Raw genomic sequence first — 17,525 nt, 5'->3', positions numbered from 1 at the left:
CCACGGGTTCACACCATTGGCCCCGGGTGCCACGCTCGGACCATGAGCGATCTTCTCGAACGGCTGCGCGCGGGACTGCCCCCGGAAGCGCTGATCACCGATCCGGACGTCACCGCGTCCTACGCCCACGACATGGCGAGCTTCTGCGAGGCCGGCACCCCGGCCGTCGTCGTGCTCCCGCGCACGGTCGAGCAGGTCCAGCACGTCATGCGCACCGCCACCGCGCTGCGCGTCCCGGTCGTCCCGCAGGGCGCCCGTACCGGCCTGTCCGGCGCGGCCAACGCCTCGGACGGCTGCGTCGTGCTCTCCCTGGTGAAGATGGACCGGATCCTGGAGATCAGCCCGGTCGACCGGATCGCCGTCGTCGAACCGGGCGTCGTCAACGCCGTCCTGTCACGCGCGGTGAACGAACACGGTCTGTACTACCCGCCGGACCCCTCCAGCTGGGAGACGTGCACCATCGGCGGCAACATCGGCACCGCGTCCGGCGGTCTGTGCTGCGTAAAGTACGGGGTCACCGCCGAGTACGTCCTGGGCCTGGACGTCGTTCTCGCCGACGGACGGCTCCTCACCACCGGCCGCCGCACCGCCAAGGGCGTCGCCGGGTACGACCTGACCCGGCTCTTCGTCGGCTCCGAGGGCAGTCTCGGGATCGTCGTCCAGGCCGTCCTCGCGCTCAGGCCGCAGCCGCCCCAGCAGCTCGTCGTCGCCGCCGAGTTCTCCTCGGCCGCCGCCGCGTGTGACGCTGTGTGCCGGATCATGGAGCGTGGTCACACCCCGTCACTCCTCGAACTGATGGACCGTACGACCGTGCGTGCCGTCAACGCGCTGGCCTCCATGGGCCTGCCCGAGACCACCGAGGCCCTGCTGCTCTGCGCCTTCGACACCCCCGACCCTCTCGCCGACCTCGCCGCCGTCGGAGAGCTGTGCACCGCCGCCGGGGCCACCGAGGTGGTCCCCGCCGATAACCACGCCGAATCCGAACTCCTCCTCCAGGCCCGCCGGATGTCGCTCACCGCCCTGGAAGCCGTCAAGTCCGCCACGATGATCGACGACGTCTGCGTACCGCGCTCGCAGCTCGGCGCGATGCTCGCGGGCACGGCCGCCATCGCCGAGGAGTACGACCTCACCATCGGCGTCTGCGCCCACGCGGGCGACGGCAACACGCATCCCACCGTCTGCTTCGACCACACCGACCCCGACGAGTCCCGCCGGGCCCGGGCGTCCTTCGACGCGATCATGGCGCTCGGCCTGGAACTGGGCGGGACCATCACCGGCGAACACGGCGTCGGAGTCCTCAAGAAGGAGTGGCTCGCCCGCGAACTGGGCGAGACCGGCATCGAACTGCAGCGCTCCATCAAGGCGGCCTTCGACCCGCTCGGCCTCCTCAACCCCGGCAAGCTCTTCTGACAGCGGCCCTCCTGTCCGGCCGCCCTCACACCTCGCCGTCCTGGGACGACGCGTCGTCCGCCGACCACGGGTCGCCGAGCCAGAGGTCGTCGGCCGGCAGCGGGGCCAGCAGCTCCGCCAGCGCCTCGTCGATGCCGAGCCGGTCGCTCTCCGCGCCCGGCGGCACCACCCGCAGGGTCCGCTCCACCCAGGCGGCCACGGCGGGCGAGGACATCTCGAGCAGGGCGTTGCCGTCGGGGGAGGTGAGGGCCACACAGATGACGCTGCGGCCCCCGACCTTCGTCGGCCAGATCCGTACGTCCCCGTGCCCGCACGGCCGGAACACGCCCTCCACCAGCAGCTCCCGGGCGAACGTCCAGTGCACGGGCGACTCGGACCCGATGTGGAAGGCGATATGGACGGCGTACGGGTCGTCCGTGCGATACGTCAGCCGGGCGGGTACCGGGATGGACCGCTCGGGGGACAGGACCAGCTTCATCTCCAGCTCACGTTCCACGATGCTCAGCATGAGAATGCACAACCTTCCGGTGCTCATGGGCCGGTCCCGTGACCGTCCCGCACAAGGAGAGAGCGCCCTCCCCTCCACCTATGACGCGACTTCCCGAAAAAACTTCATGCGGTCCCGAAAGTGGTCCCAAACAGGTGGACCGGCCCGGGGGCGGCCGGCTGTCTGATAGATGTGGACCCTTGTATTGAGGCCGTCCGCCCGCCCGGCGGGGACGGCCTGAGGCCTCGAAGAGATACGGGACCCGCTGATGAGCGCGCCAACTCCGGCACCCGGTGACGAAAGCCCCCGTGAGGGCTACTACCCCGACCCCTCCATCCCCGGCTACGTCCGGTACTGGAACGGCGCGTCCTGGGTCCCCGGCACGAGCCGCCCCGCGCCCCGGCAGACGGGTCCGGCCGCCGCCCCCGCCGCCTCGGTGGCCGCCGCCCCCGCGGCCGGTGCGCAGGACGCGCCGGTGGAGGAGACCGGGCCGATCTTCTTCGACGAGGAGGACGGCCCCCGGGGTGGCCTCCAGGGCGGCCCCGTGGCCCCGGCCGGGACCGGTGAACCCGCCCCGGACCACGCGGACTCCGCGTCCGCCCGGCAGGCGGACACCGCGGGCCGGCACGGTTTCGGCGGCGAACAGGACCGCCGGGCCGACTGGGGCGGGCCGGCGCCCGAGCCCGCCGGCCGCCCGTCGCCGCAGGCCGACCCGAGGGCGCCGCTGGCCCAGGGCCCGGCGGGCGGCGCGCTGCCGGACACGCGGGACGGCGGCCGGTCCGCCGAGGAGGCCGGGGCGCGTCCGCCGGCCGAAGGGACGGTCACGATCCGCGCGGTGGGTCCGCGCACCCCGGGGCCCGACGCCGTACAGCCGTCTCCGGCCCCGGCTCCGTCCCCGGCGCCGCAGAACGCCGGTACGCAGCAGGGGCCGCAGAACGTGGGCGCGGCGCAGAACAGTCTCCCACCGGCTCCGGCGCCCCGGGCCCTGCCGGCGCGGACACAGCACGCACAGCAGCCACCGGCCCAGCACGCGCGGCCACCGGCACCGCAGGTCCAGCACCCGCAGCCACAGCAGCCGGAGCACGTCCAGGGACAGCGGGCACAGCAGGCTCAGGTGCAGCGGGCACCGCTGCCGGCGCCCGCCCCGGCTCCCGCCCCCCTGCCGCAGGAAGTGCGGCAGGGGCCGGTCCAGGCCCCGGCTCCCGTGCCCACCCCGTCCCCGGCTCCCGTGCCTGCTCCGTCCCCCGCCCCCGCGCCCCCGGCGGCCCCGCACGCCCCGCTGACGCCGGGCCCCGGCGGAGGCTCGGCCTCCTGGGCGCAGCAGGTCCACCAACTGGCCCGGCCCGAACCGCAGCAGCATCAGCCACCGCACCAGCAACCGCAGTCGCACCAGCGCCAGGGGGCGGGCGCGGACCAGCCCGTCGTGCCCTGGAAGCCGCCGGTCGACGACCCCTTCCAGCAACTCGCCCGCAACCAGGCCTCGGCCCGGCCCGCCGGCCTCGGCAAGCGGTTCGCCGCCCGGCTGGTCGACAGCCTCGTGCTCGGCGCGGCCGTCGGGGCGGCGGCCGTCCCCCTGGCGACCCGGGCGCTCGACCACATCGACCGGAAGATCACCGCGGCGAAGGAGACGGGCGAGACGGTCACCGTCTGGCTGCTGGACTCCACCACCGGGGCGCTGCTGGGGGCTCTGCTCGCCGCGTTCCTGCTCATCGGGTTCCTCCTGGAGGCACTGCCGACGGCCAAGTGGGGCCGGACGCTGGGCAAGAAGCTCTGCGGACTCGACGTACGGGACATCGAGTCCCACGACGCGCCCACCCTGGGCGCGGCCCTGCGCCGCTGGCTCGTCTACGGGGTGCTGGGACTGCTCGTCATCGGCGTGGTCAACGTTCTCTGGTGCCTGATCGACCGCCCCTGGCGCCAGTGCTGGCACGACAAGGCGGCCCGCACCTTCGTGGCGGGCTGAGCGGGCCCCACAGGAACGGCTGAGCGGGACCCACAAGGAAGCGCTGGGCGGGCTGAGCGGGACCCACAAGGAACCGCTGGGCGGGCTGAGCGGGCCCCGGGAACGCGTGGCCGGGCGGGGGGCGGTCCGCCCGTTTAGACTCGTATGCCGCTCCGCGTCCCCCGAACGCACCTGAGCCGTTGCGGGGCCCGGTGACGCGGGATGCACTGCCCCCATGAGCAACGACCAGCCGACGCCCGGCCAGCCGCCCGAGGACGACGATCCGTTCCTCAAGAAGCCGCAGGAGCCCTCGCCGCCGTCCGAGGGTCAGCCGTACGGCAGTGTGCCGCCCCCGCCGCCTCCGCCCCCGCCGAACGATCCGTACGGTGGCGGCGCCGGCTTCGGCGCGCCCGATCCGCTGGCCGGGATGCCGCCGCTCGCCGAGCCGGGCAAGCGGATCCTGGCGCGGCTCATCGACTTCCTCGTCATCTCGATCCCGCTGTACCTGATCTCGCTGCCCTGGGGCGGCGCGGTCGACGTCAACGGGGACGGCGACGACGGGTTCGGCGACGCCGTCGCCAACGGGTACGGCGGGAGCCAGCTGTTGTGGTCGATCATCGGCCTGGTGGTCTACGTCGCCTACGACACGTACTTCACCCACAAGGACGGCCGCACGCTGGGCAAGCGGCTGCTGAAGCTGCGCGTCGCGATGCTCAACGACGGGCGGGTGCCCGACACCGGGGCCGCGCTGATGCGGGCCGTCGTGCTGTGGGCCCCGGCGCTGCTGTGCTGCCCGTGCCTGTGGTGGCTGATCAACATCGTGCTGATGTTCACGGACAAGCCCTACCGGCAGGGGCTTCAGGACAAGGCCGCCAAGACGGTCGTGGTGGCCGTCCGCTAGCGGACGGCCGGCCTCTGGTCCCTCGCCGCCCGTTCAGCGACGCAGCGAGTGTTCGTCCGCCGATGCCGATGCCGACGCCGATGACCGGGCCGCCGGGACGCGCTCCCGGGTGCCGACGCCCTCCAGGGCGCGGTGGGTTCGGGCGGCGGCCTGCTCGGTCGTGGTCCGTCCGGCCCCCTCCGCTCCACGGTGGCGGGGGAGAGGCAGCCGTACGGCGACCAGGAGGCCGAGGGCCAGCGCGGTCGTGCCGACGGCGGCGACGCCGATGCCGGACTCCGTGCGGAACAGCAGCAGCAGGGCGAGCGTCGTGACGACGACGGTGGCCGAACCGTAGGCGAACTGTGCGGCAGTCGGACGCGGCATGGCGGTTTCCGTCCTCGGGACGTCGGATGGGCGGGCGGCGTTCGGCACGGTCGTGCGCGCCGAACGACCCTACGACGGTGAATGCCCGACCGGGACCGGTAGTAAGCGTGACCTAACACACGGTACCGGTGCACAGGGGGCGCACGGGTTCACGCCTCTCACCAACCGGACAGCGGGACGCGCCGGTTGGGGTGAGGCGAACGGCCAGGTCCGGGCCGCGTCCGTTCTTTTACCGTTCCCATACCCGCCCCCTACCGTCCGCATACCGGAAAAGCGCTCCGCATAGTGCACTTGGTCTGTTCAAGTCAAGGTCTGTCTTTTCTCTCATAACTCCGATCGAATGTCGTCACTTGTGACGCGTTTACGCGCGCGGCCCGTTTCCTACCCCCCTGGCCGCTGCGCGGACGCCCGGGGAGGACTGCATCAAGTGACCAATCAGAGACAGGCGCTTCGCGCCGCCGCCGTTGTCGTGGCCATGGCTGCGACCGCCGCGACGGCGTCGACCTTCGCCACCGCCCAGGCGCATGACGGCTCATCAGGCTCCGGCGTCTCCACCGTCGACCGCCGTGACCCGGCGCCGGCCAAGGGGCACGTGGAGCACAACCTGGAGGGCCCCTTCAGCGAGCAGCAGGCCGCCCAGCGCGAGGCCGCGCTGGAGCAGGTGCTCTCCGGCGAGAAGAAGGTGGCGAACCGGGGCGGCTCCAAGGTCGTCAAGCTCGGCGACAAGAAGTACGTGGAGCTCGGCCGGGAGAAGACCGACAAGATCTTCACCATCCTGCTGGAGTTCGGCGACCAGGTCGACGACACCACGATGTTCGACCCCGACGGCGACGGCCCCAAGCCGCCCGTCAAGAAGTTCGGGGGCGCCCCGGGCCCGGCGCACAACAAGATCGCCAAGCCGGACCCGAAGAAGGACAACAGCACCGCCTGGAAGGAGGACTACAACCGCGAGCACTTCCAGGAGCTCTACTTCGGCGAGGGCAAGGGCGTCCACTCGCTCAAGACCTACTACGAGAAGACCTCCTCGGGCCGCTACTCGGTCGAGGGAGAGGTCTCCGACTGGGTCAAGGTCCCGTACAACGAGGCCCGTTACGGCTCCAACTACTGCGGCCAGTCCAACTGCGCCAACGTGTGGGACGCGGTGCGCGACGGCGTGAACGCCTGGGTCGCGGACCAGCAGGCCAAGGGCCGCACCGACGCGGAGATCAAGGCGAACCTCGCCGAGTACGACGAGTGGGACCGCTACGACTTCGACGGTGACGGCAACTTCAACGAGCCCGACGGCTACATCGACCACTTCCAGCTGGTCCACGCCGGCGAGGACGAGTCGGCCGGCGGCGGCGCCGAGGGCACCAACGCCATCTGGGCGCACCGCTGGTACGCGTACGGCACCAACGCCGGCGCGACCGGGCCCGCGGACAACAAGGCCGGTGGCGCCCAGATCGGCGACACGGGCATCTGGGTCGGTGACTACACCGTCCAGCCCGAGAACGGCGGCCTGGGCGTCTTCGCCCACGAGTACGCCCATGACCTCGGCCTCCCGGACCTGTACGACACCTCCGGCGGCGGCGAGAACTCGGTCGGCTTCTGGTCCCTGATGTCGGCGGGCTCCTGGCTCGGCACCGGCACGGGCGAGATCGGCAACCTGCCGGGCGACATGACCTCGTGGGACAAGCTCCAGCTCGGCTGGCTCGACTACGACAAGGCCAAGGCGGGCAAGACCTCGCTGCACAAGCTGGGTGTCTCGGCGTACAACACCAAGAACCCGCAGGCGCTCGTCGTCGAGCTGCCGAAGAAGGCCGTCACCACCACTGTCGTCAAGCCCGCCGAGGGTGCGAAGCAGTGGTGGAGCGACATGGGCGACGACCTGTCGAACACCCTGACCCGCTCGGTCGACCTGACCGGCAAGTCCAAGGCCACGCTGGACCTTTCGGGCTGGTACGACATCGAGGCCGACTACGACTACCTCTACACCGAGGTGTCCGAGAACGGCGGCGCCAACTGGACCGCGCTCGACGGCACCGCCGACGGCAAGGCCATCCCGCGCGACGCCAGTGACAAGCCGGCCCTGACCGACGTCTCCGGCGCGCACAAGAAGCTCTCCTTCTCGCTGGACGCCTACGCGGGCAAGAAGGTCGACCTCCGCTTCCGCTACCAGACGGACGGCGGCGCGGGCGGCAAGGGCTTCGCGGCCGACGAGATCACCATCACGGCCGACGGCGCCACGCTCTTCTCGGACAACGCCGAGGGCGACGACAACGGCTGGACCGCGAAGGGCTTCTCGCGGGTCGGTGAGTCCTTCACCCAGGACTACCCGCAGTACTACATCGCGGAGAACCGCCAGTACGTGTCGTACGACGAGACCCTTGAGGTCGGACCGTACAACTTCGGCTTCTCCGGCACCCGTCCGGACTGGGTCGAGCACTACGCGTACCAGAACGGCCTGCTGGTCTGGCTCTGGGACACCTCCCAGAAGGACAACAACACCTCCGTCCACCCGGGCCAGGGTCTGATCCTGCCGATCGACGCGCACGCCAAGCCGCTGAAGTGGAAGGACGGCTCGCTCCTGCGCAACAAGATCCAGCCGTTCGACGCGCCGTTCAGCTGGTACCCGAACCAGGGCTTCACGCTCCACAACGCGGACGTGCCGCTGTACATCAAGCCGGCCCTGGGCAACCCGGTCTTCGACGACCGCAAGGGCACCTACTGGTACAAGGAGAACCCCACGGGTGGTGTCAAGGTTCCTGACACGAACACCCGCATCTCCATCGTCCACGAGCCCCGCAACGGCTCGACGATGAGCGTTCTGGTCAGCCCCTCGGGTCGCTGATCAAGTAAAATCGCAGGTCAAAGCGTGATCGGCCGTCGCCCTCTAGCGGGCGGCGGCCGATCGTGTTTAGGTGCGTCTTGTTCACATCCTTATTGACACGACGTCTCACGGGGGAGCGCGGAGCATGGCAGGCGGAGGTTTCTGCAGGTTGCCCAACGGCACGGTGGTGGTCGCACTGACCCTGACCAGACCGGTCGGCGGAACAGCCCCCCACGGGGGTACGGGAGCGGGGCCCGGAGCCCCGGTACGGGTGCTGGTGCACGCGGCGAACCGGGCGCGCGCCCTGACCCGGCTGCGCAACCTGGGGCTGCGGGCGGTCTACCTGCGCGGCAACGACCGGCCGCCCACGCCGGACGAGGTCACGGCGGTGCTGCACCACCCGGACGGCCTGCTGTGGCGGGCCGCACCGCAGGCGGGCCCGGCCGGCCCGTCGGGCCTCGCGCCCCAGTCACCCCAGGCGCCCCCGGCGTGCCAGGAGCTGTGGCACCCGATCAGGGCCCTGCTGGGCCCCGCCGGGTACGCCGGCCCGGCCCGCCCGGCCGCGTAGGCGCGGGAGGCGTGGTCCGGGCGGCGGAGGCGTGATCCGGGCGCGGGAGGCGTCATCCGGGCGGCGGAGGCGTGGTCCGGGCGCGGTGGCGTTACGGTGCGACCACCGGTGTGCCGGAGAGCTTCACGCCCGCCGTACGCAGCTCCGCCAGGGCCCGTTCCGTGGTCGGCCCGGACACGCCCGCGGTCAGGTCGAGCAGCACGTGCGTGACGAAGCCCTCACGGGCCGCGTCCAGCGCGGTGGCCCGCACGCAGTGGTCGGTGGCGATGCCGACCACGTCGACCTCGGTGATCTCGCGGTCGCGCAGCCACTGGGCGAGGCCGGTCCCGTTCTCGTCGGATCCCTCGAACCCGCTGTACGCGGCCGCGTACGCCCCCTTGTCGAACACCGTGTCGATCGCGCCGGAGGCGACGGCGGGCGCGAAGTTCGGGTGGAAGCCGACGCCCTCCGTGCCGGCGACGCAGTGCGGCGGCCAGGAGTGCTCGAAGTCCGGGCTGGGCGAGAAGTGGTCGCCCGGGTCGATGTGGTGGTCGCGGGTGGCCACCACGTGGCGGTAGCCGGGCTGGGCGTCGCCGATCAGGTCGGTGATGGCGGCGGCGACATCGGCACCGCCCGCCACCGCGAGGCTGCCGCCCTCGCAGAAGTCGTTCTGAACGTCCACGACGATCAATGCGCGGTGCATGGCGGGTGTCCTTCGGTGGGGGCGGGAGCGGATGGGGTGGGGCGGGAGCGGGTGGGGACCGGAGCGGGATGGCGCCGAGCGGGGCGGGGATGCGGGTGGGTCCGCGGGTTCGAGCCTAGGCACTGGGCCGTCACAATCAAGCCCACCCGCCAAACCCCCGGTTGCGGACCCGGTCGGTCCGGATGCCGGGGCGGCCCCCCGAGGGCCGCCCCGGGCCGGTCTCAGGCGTACTCGGTCGGGATCACCGGCTCGCCCCGCGACAGCTGGATCGCCGACATCGGCAGCCCCGCGCGCGCGGCCACGTGCCGCTCCCGGATGGCCTCCAGGGGCTCGCGCGCGAGCACCTCGCCACCGCGCACCAGCTCCACCAGCAGCTGCCGGTCGGCCAGCTCCTCGGGGACGGGGCCGGTGCCGACCACCTCGGCCTCGGCGACGCCGTGCTCGTCGGTCCGGCGGGCGGCCCACTTGCGACCGCCCTTCGACGCCTTCGCGCCGAGCGACTTCTTCGCCACCGGCACCAGCGGAGCGTCCGGTTCCGCCGAGCCGGCGCGGGCCACCAGCTTGTAGACCATCGAGCAGGTGGGGTGCCCGCTCCCGGTGACCAGCTGGGTGCCGACCCCGTACGCGTCCACCGGCGCGGCGGCCAGCGAGGCGATGGCGTACTCGTCCAGGTCGGAGGTGACCACGATCTTCGTGTCCGTCGCCCCCAGCTCGTCCAGCTGCTGCCGCACCCGGTGCGCGACCAGGAGCAGGTCCCCGGAGTCGATCCGTACGGCGCCCAGCTCGGGTCCCGCGATCTCGACGGCCGCCCGGACCGCCTCGGTCACGTCGTACGTGTCGACCAGCAGCGTCGTGCCCCGGCCCAGCGAGTCCACCTGCGCCCGGAACGCGTCGCGCTCGCTGTCGTGCAGCAGGGTGAAGGAGTGCGCGCTCGTGCCGACGGTCGGGATCGCCCAGCGGAAGCCGGCCGCCAGGTCGGAGGTGGCGTCGAAGCCACCGACGAACGCGGCGCGGGCCGAGGCGACCGCGGACAGCTCGTGGGTGCGGCGCGCGCCCATCTCGATCAGCCGGCGGTCCCCGGCGGCGGCCGACATCCGCGAGGCGGCGGCGGCGATGGCGGAGTCGTGGTTGAGGATGGAGAGGATCACCGTCTCCAGCAGCACGCACTCGGCGAAGGAGCCCTCCACCCGCAGGATCGGGGAGCCGGGGAAGTAGACCTCGCCCTCCGGGTAGCCCCAGATGTCGCCGCCGAAGCGGTAGCCGGCCAGCCATTCGAGGGTGGGTTCGTCGACGATCTTCCGCTGCCGCAGGAAGCCGATCATCTCGTCGTCGAAGTGGAAGTTCTCCACCGCGTCCAGCACCCGGCCGGTGCCCGCGACGACTCCGTAGCGCCGCCCCTCGGGCAGCCGGCGGGTGAACGCCTCGAAGACCGAGTGCCGGTCGGCGGTGCCGGCCCTGAGGGCCGCCTGCACCATGGTCAGTTCGTACTGGTCGGTGAAGAGCGCGGTCGACGGAACGCCGACCCGTCGCCCGAGGTCCGCTGAGTTCATGGCTGGGATGCTACCCCCTATTCGTCAAAGTGACGAGATGTGGGGTCCGTTTGTGCGCCGGGCCCGCCCGGGTGGCAGCATGGGACAGGTGAGCGTTGCTACCCCGCTAGAGATCGAACGTCCCGATTCGGCCGAGGAGACCTTCGCGGTCCCCGAGCCGGACGTCCCGTGGGTGACGCTCGTCCACAATGACCCGGTCAACCTCATGAGCTACGTGACCTACGTCTTCCAGGCCTACTTCGGCTACCCGAAGGACAAGGCCCACAAGCTCATGCTGGACGTGCACCAGAAGGGCCGCGCCGTCGTCTCCAGCGGAAGCCGCGAGGAGATGGAGCGCGACGTCCAGGCCATGCACGGATACGGGCTGTGGGCCACCCTCACCCAGGACCGCAACTAGGGCCGCCCGGGCCCGCCCGGTCCGGCCCACCCGATCAGCCCGACCCGCCCGATCCCGCCCCGTTCGACCCACCATCGGAGAATCCATGGCCGGCCATTTCGAGGCCACCCCAGGCGGCGGCGCGGCCGTCGCGCTCGACGAGGTCGAGATCTCCATCCTGCGCTCCCTCGCCGTCCAGCTGCTCGAACTGATCGGCCCGGGCGAGACGCCCGCCGAGGGCGAGGACCCGCTCGCCGCCCTCTTCGCCGAGGGCCCCAGCAAGCCGCCGTCCGACCCGGCGCTCGCCCGGCTCTTCCCCGACGCCTACGGCGGCCCCGACCGGCCCGCCGAGGGCGGAAAGCCGGAGGAGGAGCTGCGCGAGCTGTCCTCCGAGTTCCGCCGCTTCACCGAGAACGACCTGCGCTCGGGCAAGCGCGAGGACGCCGTCACCGTCGTCCGCACCCTGGACGCACTCTCGCCCGCCGGGGACGGCGCCGCCGTCCTCACCCTCACGGGCGAGGAGTGCCGCAGCTGGCTCCGCTCCCTCAACGACCTGCGCCTGACCATCGGCACCCGGCTGGAGGTCTCCGACGAGGACGAGGGCGGGGAGGGCTCGCTCTACCGGCTCCCCGACACCGATCCGCGCAAGCCCATGGTGATGGCCTACCTCTGGCTCGGCGCGCTCCAGGAAACGCTCGTCGACACGCTCATGCCGTGAGGCGGAGGCCCGAGACCGTGATGCCGTGAGGCCGTCATGCCAAAAGGCCATGAGGTCGTAAGGCCGTAACAGAGGGCGCTTCCCCCGCCGTGCCGGGGGAGGCGCCCTCTGTTCGCTCAACGGACGCTCAGATCCGTATAAAGATCTCACCAAGCGATCCGGCCCTTTCGTGCCGGACATAACCCCTTGCCCGCTTTTTCCTGTGCCGTGCGCCACAGAATGTCCCACCATGTCCCCGGGCGGCCGTGATAAATCTTCACGACCGCCCGGAAACGCCACCCCTGTTCCCGGGGGCGCCGGAAACCGGCCGAACGCCGACGGCATTCCATCCATGTCCGGGGGGACCAGGGCCTGGTCCGCAGCCTTGTCCAGGCGCGGATCGGCGTGGAGAAAGGCGCACCACCATGACATCGGCGCAGGTCGACGAGGGACAGGCCGACAGGGGCCGGCCCGGCGGCGACGCCGGGACATCCGGGACCAGTGGCGAGGGATACCAGCGCGGTCTGGGCGCTCGTCAGATTCAGATGATCGCCATCGGCGGAGCCATCGGGACCGGGCTCTTCCTCGGCGCGGGCAAAGCCATCGACCGGGCCGGACCCAGCCTCGTCCTGGCCTACGTCATCGCGGGCCTGGTCATCTTCTTCATCATGCGGGCCCTGGGTGAACTGCTCATGTACCGCCCGGTATCCGGCTCCTTCTCGGAGTACGCCCGGGAATTCCTCGGCCCCTTCTTCGGATTCGTCACCGGCTGGACCTACTGGCTCTTCTGGGTCGTCACCGGAATCACCGAAGTCACCGCCGCCGCCACCTATATGACGTACTGGTGGAACATTCCCCAGTGGCTGTCCGCACTCGCCTTCACCGTCATTCTGTACGGCGCCAACCTGATCTCCGTGAAGCTCTTCGGCGAGCTGGAGTTCTGGTTCTCCATGGTCAAGGTCACCGCGATCATCGGCATGATCCTGATCTGCGCGGGCGTCCTCACCGTCGGATTCTCCGACGCCGGCGACACCGCCACCGTCGCCAACCTCTGGAACGACGGCGGCTTCTTCCCCAACGGCATCACCGGCACCCTCATGACGCTCCAGATCGTCATGTTCGCCTTCCTCGCCGTCGAACTCGTCGGCGTCACCGCCGGGGAGTCCAAGAACCCCGAGACCGTGCTGCCCAAGGCCATCAACACCGTGCCGTGGCGCATCGCCGTCTTCTACGTCGGCGCGCTGATCATGATCCTCTCGGTCGTGCCCTGGTCCACCTTCGAACCCGACGCCTCCCCGTTCGTGAAGGCCTTCGAGGAGATGGGGCTCGGCGTCGGCGCCGCGGTCGTCAACTTCGTCGTCCTCACCGCCGCGCTCTCCTCCTGCAACTCCGGCATGTACTCCACCGGCCGCATGCTCCGCGACCTCGCCCTCAACGGCCAGGGCCCCCGCGCCTTCGCCCGGCTGACGAAGAACGGCCTGCCGCTGGCGGGCACCACGTTCTCCGCCGCCCTGATGCTCGTCGGCGTGTGGATCAACTACCAGTGGCCGGGCAAGGCGTTCACCTACGTCGTCTCCTTCGCGACCATCTCCGGCATGTGGGCCTGGATCATGATTCTGATCAGCCAGATCCGCTACCGCCGCGCGGCCGACGCCGGTCTGCTCCCGCCGTCCTCGTTCAAGGCCCCCGGAGCCCCGTACACGAGCTGGTTCGCGCTCCTGTTCATCGGCCTGGTCATCGTGATGATGGCGATCGACGGGGACACCAGGATCTCGCTCTACTGCGCACCGCTGTGGGCGCTCATCCTCTTCGTCTCCCACCGGGCGCTCCGGTCACGCACCCCCGAGGAGAAGGCCACCGCCGGCAACCCCTGACCCGAGGGCAGGCCCCACACCGCCCTCCTCCCGGACCGCCCCCGGCCGCCCCAACGGCCGACGGCGTCCAGCATGCGGGCCCCCGCGTACCACCCATCGGTACGCCGGGGGCCCGCTGCTTATCCTGGCGCCATGCTGACCATCACCCAGGCGCTCCACGACCAGATCGTCGCCCACTCCCGCGCCGACCACCCCGACGAGGCGTGCGGAGTGGTCGCGGGCCCGGCCGGGACGGACCGCCCCGAGCGCTTCATCCCGATGCTCAACGCCGCCCGCTCGCCCACGTTCTACGAGTTCGACTCGGCCGACCTCCTCAAGCTCTACCGCGAGATGGACGACCGCGACGAGGAGCCCGTGATCGTCTACCACTCGCACACGGCGACCGAGGCCTACCCCTCCCGCACCGACGTCACCTACGCCAACGAACCAGGAGCCCACTACGTCCTGGTCTCCACCGCCGACACCGACGACGCCGGACCCTTCCAGTTCCGCTCGTACCGCATCGTGGACGGCGAGATCACCGAGGAGGACGTACGGGTCGTCGAGGCGTACTGACCCACCCGGGTGCCCCCACAGGGCCCCGCACGGGTCTGGCACACTGCCCCCAGACCCAACAAGGCAGCAGGAACCAGGAAGCCGGTGCGAATCCGGCACGGTCCCGCCACTGTGACCGGGCCCCCTCCCACGCGGACGACTCCCCAGCGGACGACGACGCACCGGAGGGCGGCCCGGAAGTCAGGAACTGGCCCGCCGCCTTCTCGCATCGACCAGGGGACGCGGAAATCCCCCGGAGAGGCCACGCCATGCCCCGGCGCACCCCCGCGCTCATAGCCGCCGCCGTGCTGCTCCCGCTCGCCCTCACCGCCTGCTCCACCCCGGACGGCGGCGACACCGCCACCACCGGGGACAAGGCCGCGGCCAGGAGCGACGGCTTCCCGTACACCGTCAAGAACTGCGGCGTCACCACCACGTACACGGCCCCGCCGCGACGCGTCGTCACCATGAACCAGCACGTCACCGAGATCATGCTGGAACTGGGCCTGGCGAAGTCCCTCGTCGGCACCGCCTACCTCGACGACCAGGTCCTGCCGAAGTACGCGAAGGACTACGCGTCCGTCCCGGTCATCGCGAAGGAGTACCCCTCCTACGAGCAGGTCCTCGCCGCCAACCCCGACTTCGTCTACGGCGGCTACGCCAGCGCGTTCGCGGCAGGCGACGGGCGCGGGCGCGAGGCGCTGAAGAAGTCCGGCATCGAGACCCGCCTCAACGCCGAGAGCTGCACCAAGGGCGACCAGCCCATGGACACCCTCTACGAGGAGATCCGCGAGGTCGGCCGCACCTTCGGCGTCAGCGACCGCGCCGAGGCCTGGATCAAGCGGGCCGAGGCCGACAACGCCGCCACCGCCGAGAAGCTCGCCGGCCTGAAGCCCGTCTCCGTCTTCGTCTACGACAGCGGCGACAAGACCGCGTTCACCGCCGGCGGCGAAGGCATCGGCAACGAACTGATCGAGCGGGCCGGCGGCACCAACGTCTTCGCCGACCTCGACAAGCCCTTCGGCGACGCCTCCTGGGAGAACGTCGTCGCCCGCAGGCCCGAGGCGATCGTGATCTACGACTACGGGGCCACCACCGTCGAACAGAAGAAGAAGCGCCTCCTCACCGACCCGGCCCTCGCCGACATCCCGGCCATCAGGAACAAGCGCTTCGCGGTCATGCCGCTCTCCGACGCGGTCCTCGGCGTCCGCGTCCCCGCCGCCGTCGACAAGCTCGCCGCCCAGCTCCACCCGGGGGCCACCACCCCGTGAGCTGCCGCACCGCCGCACCGCGACGGCCGCTCCGCTACACCCTGGTGCTCGGCGCCCTCGCCGTGCTCCTCGCCGCCGCCGTCATCGCCGCACTCGCCCTCGGCTCCGTCCGCATCCCGCCCGGCCAGGTCCTCTCCATCCTGACCGGGCGGGCGGACGCGAGCCCGTTCCGCACGATCGTCCTGGACGTCCGCCTTCCCCGGGTGCTGCTCGGCATCGTCGTCGGCGCCGGACTCGCCGTCATCGGCACCGTCCTCCAGGCCCTCGTACGCAACCAGCTCGCCGACCCGTTCCTCCTCGGCGTCTCCTCCGGGGCCTCCACCGGCGCCGTCCTGGTGATCGTCCTCGGCATCGGCGCGACCCTCGCCACCACCGTCACCATCCCCGCCGCGGCCTTCGCCGGTGCGCTGCTCTCACTGCTCCTCGTCTACACCCTGGCGCGCGGCGGAGGCGGCCTCGCCACCAACCGGCTCGTCCTCGCCGGGGTCGCCGTCTCCTACGTCCTCTCCGCCCTGACCAGCCTGATCCTGGTCACCTCCGCCCGCGCCGACCACCTCCAGGAAGTTCTCTACTGGACCCTCGGCGGCCTCGGCGCGGCCCGCTGGGACATGCTCGCGCTCCCCGCGGTCACCCTGGCCGTCGGCACCGCCGTACTCCTCACCCTGGCCCGGCCGCTCGACCTGCTCCTGGTGGGGGAGGAGGGCGCGACCGTCCTCGGCCTCGACACCGCCCGCTTCCGGGCCGCCGTCTTCGTCCTCGCCTCCCTCATGACCGGGGCGCTCGTCGCGTACAGCGGGGCGATCGGCTTCGTCGGGCTGATGGTCCCGCACATGGCCCGGATGGCCGTCGGCGCCGCGCACCGGGCACTGCTCCCGGTCGTCGCCCTCGGCGGAGCGGTGTTCCTGGTCCTCGCCGACCTGGCCGCCCGGACACTCGCCGCCCCGCAGGACATCCCGGTCGGCGTCCTCACCGCGCTGACCGGCGGCCCGTTCTTCCTCTGGATGCTCCGCCGCCGCCCCGAGGGAGCACCCGCATGACGACGTCACCCGTAGAGGGAGCCCGCCCATGACCACGCTGCGCACCGAGGGACTCTCGTACGGCGTCGGCGAGGGCCGCCACCTCGTCGACTCCGTCGACCTCACGGCCGCCGACGGCGAGACCGTCGGCCTCGTCGGCCCCAACGGCAGCGGCAAGACCACCCTCCTGCGCTGCGTCTACGGCACCCTGCGCCCCACCCACGGCCGCGTCCTCCTCGACGGCGACGACCTCGCCGCCCTCCCCGTGAAGGCCCGCGCCCAGCGCATCGCCACCGTCCCGCAGGACGGCCACGCCGGCTTCGAGCTCACCGTCGGCCAGGTCGTCGCGATGGGCCGCGCCCCGCACAAACGGTTCTGGGAGGCGGACACCGCCGCCGATGCCGCCCTGGTCGCCGACGCCCTCGCCCGGGTCGGCATCGCCGCCCTCGCCCCCCGTACGTTCGCCTCCCTCTCCGGCGGCGAACGCCAGCGCGCCCTGGTCGCCCGCGCCCTGGTCCAGCGGCCGTCGCTCGTCGTCCTGGACGAGCCGACCAACCACCTGGACATCCGCTACCAGCTGGAGATCCTCTCCCTGGTCCGCGACCTCGGCACCACCAGCCTCCTCGCCCTGCACGACCTCAACCTCGCCGCGTACTACTGCGACCGCCTCTACGTCCTCAAGGACGGCCGCGTCATCGCCTCCGGCACCCCGAAGGAGGTGCTCACGGCCGAGCTGCTGGGCGAGGTGTACGGCGTCGCCGCCGAGGTCAGCACCCACCCGAAGACCGGCGCCCCCACGGTCGTCTACCTGCCGGAAGGGCTCACCCACCCCGCGCTGTCCACATAGCGGTCGCTCACCATCCAGCATCTGATATGACACTCGGGTTTCCGCACAGGGAATCGATACGATGCCCGCATGGTTCCCCATGACGTGAGCAACAAGACGCCGGGCACGCTGCTCGTCGCGCGGCTGCACGTCGACCTGTGCAGGCTCGCCAGCGCGATCTGTCCCGCCCGCAGCCTGCCCGTGAGCCGCCCGGCCTGA

General features: G+C 71.6%; 17 protein-coding genes and 1 riboswitch. Of the genes, 13 read left to right on the top strand and 4 right to left on the bottom strand.

The window, feature by feature from the left end:
- Window positions 1–42: 42 nt before the first annotated feature.
- Window positions 43–1,410 (top strand): FAD-binding oxidoreductase, encoded by a 1,368-nt coding sequence (locus PSQ21_RS11540; RefSeq protein WP_274030391.1) that lies wholly within the window; start codon window positions 43–45, stop codon window positions 1,408–1,410.
- Between the two features lie 25 nt (window positions 1,411–1,435).
- On the opposite strand, the gene PSQ21_RS11535 is transcribed toward PSQ21_RS11540, so the two are convergent.
- Window positions 1,436–1,918, bottom strand: a complete 483-nt coding sequence (locus PSQ21_RS11535) for an SsgA family sporulation/cell division regulator (protein ID WP_274030390.1) — start codon at window positions 1,916–1,918, stop codon at window positions 1,436–1,438.
- Window positions 1,919–2,165: 247 nt separating this feature from the next.
- Between PSQ21_RS11535 and PSQ21_RS11530 the strand changes: the two genes are divergently transcribed.
- Window positions 2,166–3,860 (top strand): RDD family protein, encoded by a 1,695-nt coding sequence (locus tag PSQ21_RS11530; RefSeq protein ID WP_274030389.1) that lies wholly within the window; start codon window positions 2,166–2,168, stop codon window positions 3,858–3,860.
- A 214-nt stretch (window positions 3,861–4,074) separates the two neighbouring features.
- Window positions 4,075–4,740: an RDD family protein gene (locus PSQ21_RS11525; RefSeq protein WP_274030388.1), complete on the top strand. Its 666-nt coding sequence runs from the start codon at window positions 4,075–4,077 to the stop codon at window positions 4,738–4,740.
- Window positions 4,741–4,773: 33 nt separating this feature from the next.
- On the opposite strand, the gene PSQ21_RS11520 is transcribed toward PSQ21_RS11525, so the two are convergent.
- Window positions 4,774–5,103: a hypothetical protein gene (locus PSQ21_RS11520; protein WP_274030387.1), complete on the bottom strand. Its 330-nt coding sequence runs from the start codon at window positions 5,101–5,103 to the stop codon at window positions 4,774–4,776.
- A 427-nt stretch (window positions 5,104–5,530) separates the two neighbouring features.
- On the opposite strand from PSQ21_RS11520, the gene PSQ21_RS11515 reads away from it, so the two are divergent.
- Entirely contained in the window at window positions 5,531–7,933 is a 2,403-nt protein-coding gene (locus tag PSQ21_RS11515; protein ID WP_274030386.1) for an immune inhibitor A domain-containing protein, read from the top strand.
- A gap of 124 nt (window positions 7,934–8,057) precedes the next feature.
- Window positions 8,058–8,480 carry a hypothetical protein gene (locus tag PSQ21_RS11510; protein WP_274030385.1) on the top strand — a complete coding sequence of 141 codons (423 nt, stop codon included), beginning with the start codon at window positions 8,058–8,060 and terminating at the stop codon, window positions 8,478–8,480.
- A 91-nt stretch (window positions 8,481–8,571) separates the two neighbouring features.
- Here the strand turns inward: PSQ21_RS11510 and PSQ21_RS11505 are convergent, their stop codons facing one another.
- The gene (locus PSQ21_RS11505; protein WP_274030384.1) at window positions 8,572–9,162 is read right to left on the bottom strand and encodes an isochorismatase family protein; all 591 of its coding nucleotides are present in this window, start codon (window positions 9,160–9,162) and stop codon (window positions 8,572–8,574) included.
- 221 nt (window positions 9,163–9,383) lie between these two features.
- Complete coding sequence (locus PSQ21_RS11500; RefSeq protein ID WP_274030383.1) at window positions 9,384–10,712, bottom strand: nicotinate phosphoribosyltransferase; 1,329 nt, start codon at window positions 10,710–10,712, stop codon at window positions 9,384–9,386.
- A gap of 79 nt (window positions 10,713–10,791) precedes the next feature.
- Between PSQ21_RS11500 and clpS the strand changes: the two genes are divergently transcribed.
- The 8 genes from clpS (at window position 10,792) to PSQ21_RS11460 (ending at window position 17,525) form a co-directional block, all read left to right on the top strand.
- On the top strand, window positions 10,792–11,109 hold the full coding sequence (clpS, locus tag PSQ21_RS11495; protein WP_010062069.1) for an ATP-dependent Clp protease adapter ClpS: 318 nt from the start codon (window positions 10,792–10,794) through the stop codon (window positions 11,107–11,109).
- 85 nt (window positions 11,110–11,194) lie between these two features.
- The gene (locus PSQ21_RS11490; RefSeq protein WP_274030382.1) at window positions 11,195–11,806 is read left to right on the top strand and encodes a DUF2017 domain-containing protein; all 612 of its coding nucleotides are present in this window, start codon (window positions 11,195–11,197) and stop codon (window positions 11,804–11,806) included.
- A gap of 404 nt (window positions 11,807–12,210) precedes the next feature.
- On the top strand, window positions 12,211–13,659 hold the full coding sequence (locus PSQ21_RS11485; protein WP_274030381.1) for an amino acid permease: 1,449 nt from the start codon (window positions 12,211–12,213) through the stop codon (window positions 13,657–13,659).
- Between the two features lie 132 nt (window positions 13,660–13,791).
- Window positions 13,792–14,214 carry a Mov34/MPN/PAD-1 family protein gene (locus tag PSQ21_RS11480; RefSeq protein WP_007450621.1) on the top strand — a complete coding sequence of 141 codons (423 nt, stop codon included), beginning with the start codon at window positions 13,792–13,794 and terminating at the stop codon, window positions 14,212–14,214.
- Between the two features lie 19 nt (window positions 14,215–14,233).
- Window positions 14,234–14,424, top strand: a riboswitch (cobalamin riboswitch).
- 38 nt (window positions 14,425–14,462) lie between these two features.
- Complete coding sequence (locus PSQ21_RS11475) at window positions 14,463–15,464, top strand: ABC transporter substrate-binding protein (protein WP_274030380.1); 1,002 nt, start codon at window positions 14,463–14,465, stop codon at window positions 15,462–15,464.
- A complete protein-coding gene (locus tag PSQ21_RS11470; RefSeq protein WP_274030379.1) occupies window positions 15,461–16,501 on the top strand; it encodes a FecCD family ABC transporter permease in 1,041 nt (346 codons plus the stop codon). Before PSQ21_RS11475 ends, PSQ21_RS11470 begins: the two co-directional genes overlap by 4 nt.
- A gap of 28 nt (window positions 16,502–16,529) precedes the next feature.
- Window positions 16,530–17,327 carry an ABC transporter ATP-binding protein gene (locus PSQ21_RS11465; protein WP_274030378.1) on the top strand — a complete coding sequence of 266 codons (798 nt, stop codon included), beginning with the start codon at window positions 16,530–16,532 and terminating at the stop codon, window positions 17,325–17,327.
- A gap of 69 nt (window positions 17,328–17,396) precedes the next feature.
- Window positions 17,397–17,525 (top strand): putative leader peptide, encoded by a 129-nt coding sequence (locus PSQ21_RS11460; RefSeq protein WP_018958487.1) that lies wholly within the window; start codon window positions 17,397–17,399, stop codon window positions 17,523–17,525.

Origin of the sequence: Streptomyces sp. MMBL 11-1, assembly GCF_028622875.1 — a bacterium.
Classification (GTDB): Bacteria; Actinomycetota; Actinomycetes; order Streptomycetales; family Streptomycetaceae; genus Streptomyces.
The sequence above is the reverse complement of the archived record's forward strand: the minus strand, read 5'-3'. Positions and strand labels throughout refer to the sequence as shown.

Coding starts and splice junctions, on each gene's coding strand:
- PSQ21_RS11540 (WP_274030391.1), top strand. CDS start 43: ATGAGCGATCTTCTCGAACGGCTGCGCGCGGGACTGCCCCCGGAAGCG.
- PSQ21_RS11535 (WP_274030390.1), bottom strand. CDS start 1,918: ATGCTGAGCATCGTGGAACGTGAGCTGGAGATGAAGCTGGTCCTGTCC.
- PSQ21_RS11530 (WP_274030389.1), top strand. CDS start 2,166: ATGAGCGCGCCAACTCCGGCACCCGGTGACGAAAGCCCCCGTGAGGGC.
- PSQ21_RS11525 (WP_274030388.1), top strand. CDS start 4,075: ATGAGCAACGACCAGCCGACGCCCGGCCAGCCGCCCGAGGACGACGAT.
- PSQ21_RS11520 (WP_274030387.1), bottom strand. CDS start 5,103: ATGCCGCGTCCGACTGCCGCACAGTTCGCCTACGGTTCGGCCACCGTC.
- PSQ21_RS11510 (WP_274030385.1), top strand. CDS start 8,058: ATGGCAGGCGGAGGTTTCTGCAGGTTGCCCAACGGCACGGTGGTGGTC.
- PSQ21_RS11505 (WP_274030384.1), bottom strand. CDS start 9,162: ATGCACCGCGCATTGATCGTCGTGGACGTTCAGAACGACTTCTGCGAG.
- PSQ21_RS11500 (WP_274030383.1), bottom strand. CDS start 10,712: ATGAACTCAGCGGACCTCGGGCGACGGGTCGGCGTTCCGTCGACCGCG.
- clpS (WP_010062069.1), top strand. CDS start 10,792: ATGGGACAGGTGAGCGTTGCTACCCCGCTAGAGATCGAACGTCCCGAT.
- PSQ21_RS11490 (WP_274030382.1), top strand. CDS start 11,195: ATGGCCGGCCATTTCGAGGCCACCCCAGGCGGCGGCGCGGCCGTCGCG.
- PSQ21_RS11485 (WP_274030381.1), top strand. CDS start 12,211: ATGACATCGGCGCAGGTCGACGAGGGACAGGCCGACAGGGGCCGGCCC.
- PSQ21_RS11480 (WP_007450621.1), top strand. CDS start 13,792: ATGCTGACCATCACCCAGGCGCTCCACGACCAGATCGTCGCCCACTCC.
- PSQ21_RS11475 (WP_274030380.1), top strand. CDS start 14,463: ATGCCCCGGCGCACCCCCGCGCTCATAGCCGCCGCCGTGCTGCTCCCG.
- PSQ21_RS11465 (WP_274030378.1), top strand. CDS start 16,530: ATGACCACGCTGCGCACCGAGGGACTCTCGTACGGCGTCGGCGAGGGC.
- PSQ21_RS11460 (WP_018958487.1), top strand. CDS start 17,397: ATGGTTCCCCATGACGTGAGCAACAAGACGCCGGGCACGCTGCTCGTC.